The organism is Candidatus Poribacteria bacterium, assembly GCA_016866785.1.
Classification (GTDB): Bacteria; Poribacteria; WGA-4E.
Genome location: VGLH01000229.1, coordinates 1 through 3,289, shown reverse-complemented (window position 1 = coordinate 3,289; position 3,289 = coordinate 1). Strand labels below are relative to the sequence as shown.

Annotated in this window: 3 protein-coding genes; 2 read left to right on the top strand and 1 reads right to left on the bottom strand. The window is 65.0% G+C overall.

What is annotated here, in order from left to right; genetic code table 11:
* Positions 1–764 precede the first annotated feature (764 nt).
* Positions 765–1,481 carry a hypothetical protein gene (locus FJZ36_18600; protein MBM3216909.1) on the top strand — a complete coding sequence of 239 codons (717 nt, stop codon included), beginning with the start codon at positions 765–767 and terminating at the stop codon, positions 1,479–1,481.
* Between the two features lie 65 nt (positions 1,482–1,546).
* Positions 1,547–2,272, top strand: a complete 726-nt coding sequence (locus tag FJZ36_18595; GenBank protein MBM3216908.1) for a hypothetical protein — start codon at positions 1,547–1,549, stop codon at positions 2,270–2,272.
* A 151-nt stretch (positions 2,273–2,423) separates the two neighbouring features.
* Here FJZ36_18595 and FJZ36_18590 read toward each other — a convergent pair whose 3' ends face one another.
* Positions 2,424–3,149 carry a phytanoyl-CoA dioxygenase family protein gene (locus FJZ36_18590; protein ID MBM3216907.1) on the bottom strand — a complete coding sequence of 242 codons (726 nt, stop codon included), beginning with the start codon at positions 3,147–3,149 and terminating at the stop codon, positions 2,424–2,426.
* Positions 3,150–3,289 lie beyond the last annotated feature (140 nt).

Sequence of the window (3,289 nt, the reverse complement as noted above, 5' to 3'; positions counted from 1 at the left end):
GGGAAATGGTTCGGCGGTTTCATCGTGGACGACCTCGTGCCGAACGCGCGTGCTGTAAGAACAGGCGTCGCGGTCGAGTCGGCATCGGGCGTCCGGTTCTGCGACCACCACGCGGGCGCTCAGGGATTCCTCGGCTCCGAAGGCGACGACCAGATCGCTGTCAACGGCGGGCCCGTCACCCCCTGCTGCTGGATGACGGAATACCCTCTCGGCGACGCCCGCCAGACGCCGGTCCCGGAGATGCTGTTCCGGTACGTCACCGATCCGCTGGCGCTGGCACAGCACCTGGGCGACCCGTCGCTGACGCCGGAGATCGCCTCGCTGGTCTCGCCTGCCCTGGGTAGCGCTCTGACGGATGCCTGGGGGTCCAACGCGCTTCGGAGCGAGTGCGTCGCCTGCCGAGCGTTCACGCAGAACTACGTCTCGATCATGCGTGATGCGGGCTATCCGGCGTACGACACGCTCTGGCGCGACATCCCGGTTCCCTGGAACCACCGAACCGACCCGGAATACGACGTCGCGTTCGCGTCGTTCGTGTGAGTGACGAGGCGGCCTCGCGCCCATCCGCAATCCGAACCTGCCCGCGCGCTCGTAACACTATCTTGACATATTCGTCGTTATTCGGTAGCTTGGTGTCTGGACGCCATCGGGCGATCCGCTGACTTTTCCATCGTCACGGAAAGGAGGTGCCAGGGAGCGGTGTTCGTCGCATGCGTCGGGGCTCCTCTCGTCACGGTTCTCGCCCAGGATGAGGAGACATGCAGGTGAAGCGGCAATTAGTGTGTGGTCTCGCGCTCGCGCTGATCTGCGGGTTCGCGATCGTCTCTCCCGCTCACGCCGTCAAGAAGCTGAAGTACTCTAACGTCGGCGGCGGCGCTCAGGTCTGGTTCGAAGCCGAAGACTTCGACGCCAGGGACTCCGACAAGTACTACAAGCTCCGCAAAGCCGAGGCGAATCTGCCGCTCGAGGCGAACGCCAACGGCGACGCCATTACGAACGCCCAGGGCGCCGGAACGCCTCCGACCGCGTTCCTCCGGTACAACTTCAACATCAGCGTCGCGGGCGGCAAAGCCGGGACGTGGTACTTATGGGCCCGCGCGGTCATCCCGGCGAACCAGTCCGACTGGCTCTGGATCAAGGGAGAGCAGGGGAACACGGTTCCGACGACGACGTTCGACGCGCCCGACACGGCGAAGCATCGCGTGTTCGAGCAGGATGTTCCGCCGCCGTGGGCATGGATGGGAGGCAAGGCGAAGGGAGAGGGCCACGTCCGGCCGTTGCTCGACGGCGACAACGTCATGGTGGTCTTCTGGCGTCAGAGCGACAACACGGACCAGTTCGATACGTTCATGTGGGCGGACAAGGAGGGCTATACGCCCACCGATGCCGACTACAAGGCAGCCAAGGAAGTCAGCGCGACGGCGGTGGATCCGCGCGGGAGAGCGGCGACGGCATGGGCTCTCCTGAAAACGGGCTTCTGAGTCGCCTCGGGCGGAGTCGGGCGGCTGAGGGCTCGACTCCGCACCGATCGGATAGGGAGGGCGAGATGGGACAGAGCGAACGACGGTGCGTGTCTGCGCTGCTGTCGGCCATGCTCCTGTGGGTCGCGGCGTCGGCGCATGCGGTGAAGAAGTGGAAGGTGTCCGACGTCGACGGCGGCGCGCAGATCTGGTTCGAGGCGGAGGACTTCGACGAACGGGATTCGCCGAACATCTACCAACTGCGGAAGGCGGAGGCGAAGCTCGACCTGGAAAAGGACGCATTTGGTGACGCGATCACGAACACACGCGGCGTCGACGGCGGATGGCTCCTCTACCGCTTCGACATCTCCAAGGCTGGAGGCAAGGGCGGCGAGTGGTACTTCTGGGGACGCGTCGTCAACCCGGCGAACCAGTCGGACTGGCTCTGGGTCGTCGGCGTCGATGGGAAGGACATCCCCAAGGCGAAGCCGAAGGAGCTCCAGGACGCCGGGAACGCAGCGGCGCAAGCGGCGAACCGCATCTTCGAGGCGGACATGCCCGCGCCGTGGAAGTGGGACGGCGGAACCCGCGAGGGGCATCGCCACAAGCTGCTCGACGGCGAGAACATCATGATGATCTGGTGGCGTCAGAGCAACAGCACGGACCAATGGGACGTGTTCATGTGGGCGAACAAGTCCTCCTACCGACCGACGGACGATGACTACCGCAACGCCAAAGCGGGTCGGGTTCTCGCGGTCCAACCACGGGATCGACTGGCGTCCGCCTGGGCCGCGCTCAAGTCGGCGCCGTGAGTCGTCTGTTCCGTGGATGCCTTCCGGGTCGAGGGGCACCGTCCCGTCGCAGCGATGCGGTGGATCGCCCGTCTCCTGGCCACGGCGACCCGTCAGGTCGCCCCTACGAAGCGAGCTGTATCTCCGACATGAACGACTGAGCCTGGCGCTGCTACCGCAGGAACGGGAAGGTTCCCTGGTAACCGCGCGGGCGGGAGACGTGCCAGGCTCCCTCGTGCATGGGCGTCAGTTGGTAATGACACACGACGTTGCTGCGCTCCATGTCGTCCCGCTCCTTGGCGCCCTGGTGTGGGATATGGCTGTAGAACACGACGCAGTCGCCCGCCTTCGGATAGATGACGACGTGCTCCTGGGCTTCGCACCACTCCTCGAACTTGGGTCGATCCATCGGATACAGGAACGGCGGTTCGGAGACGTGTCCCTTCTTGATGTACTTCAAGTGTCCCTCGCCGGGCCCGTTGTCCTGGAAGTAGAACGTCGTATTGACGCCGACTGGCGGAACCGCGATCCGATGCTGTGCCGCCTGACGCTTCTCGTGCCAGTAGCCGTAAAAGTCGAGATGCCACTCCTGGAGGTAGGGCCCCGGGTTGATGTGGGCGCGAAGGCTGCGTAGCTGGCACTGCTTGCCCATGAGCGCTTCGAGGTAGGGGCGCACGTTGGGGTGACCGACGAGGGGCGCGTAGGTCTCCGGCTCCCGGTCCAGCAGTGTATCGAACCACATGTTGCCGACCTGATTGAGCCCCTCCTCCCACTGCTGCTCGCGGGCGTAGTTGATCCGCTGACGGATGTGTTCCGTCTCGTCGGGGGTCAGCGCCCCTTCGATGACGATGAAGCCGTTGTCGTCCAGCTCGTCGAGGCGTTCGTCGATGGTCGCCATACCGGTCACCTCATCTTTCGGCGGCTACGGGGCCGCCTGCTCGGCGTTCCACTCGTCGGCGGCGCTCCCGGTCTGCCGCCAGACGCTTCCGTAGGACGGGTTCCTGCCGCGCCATTTGGGCAGGATGAACACGGCGTTCT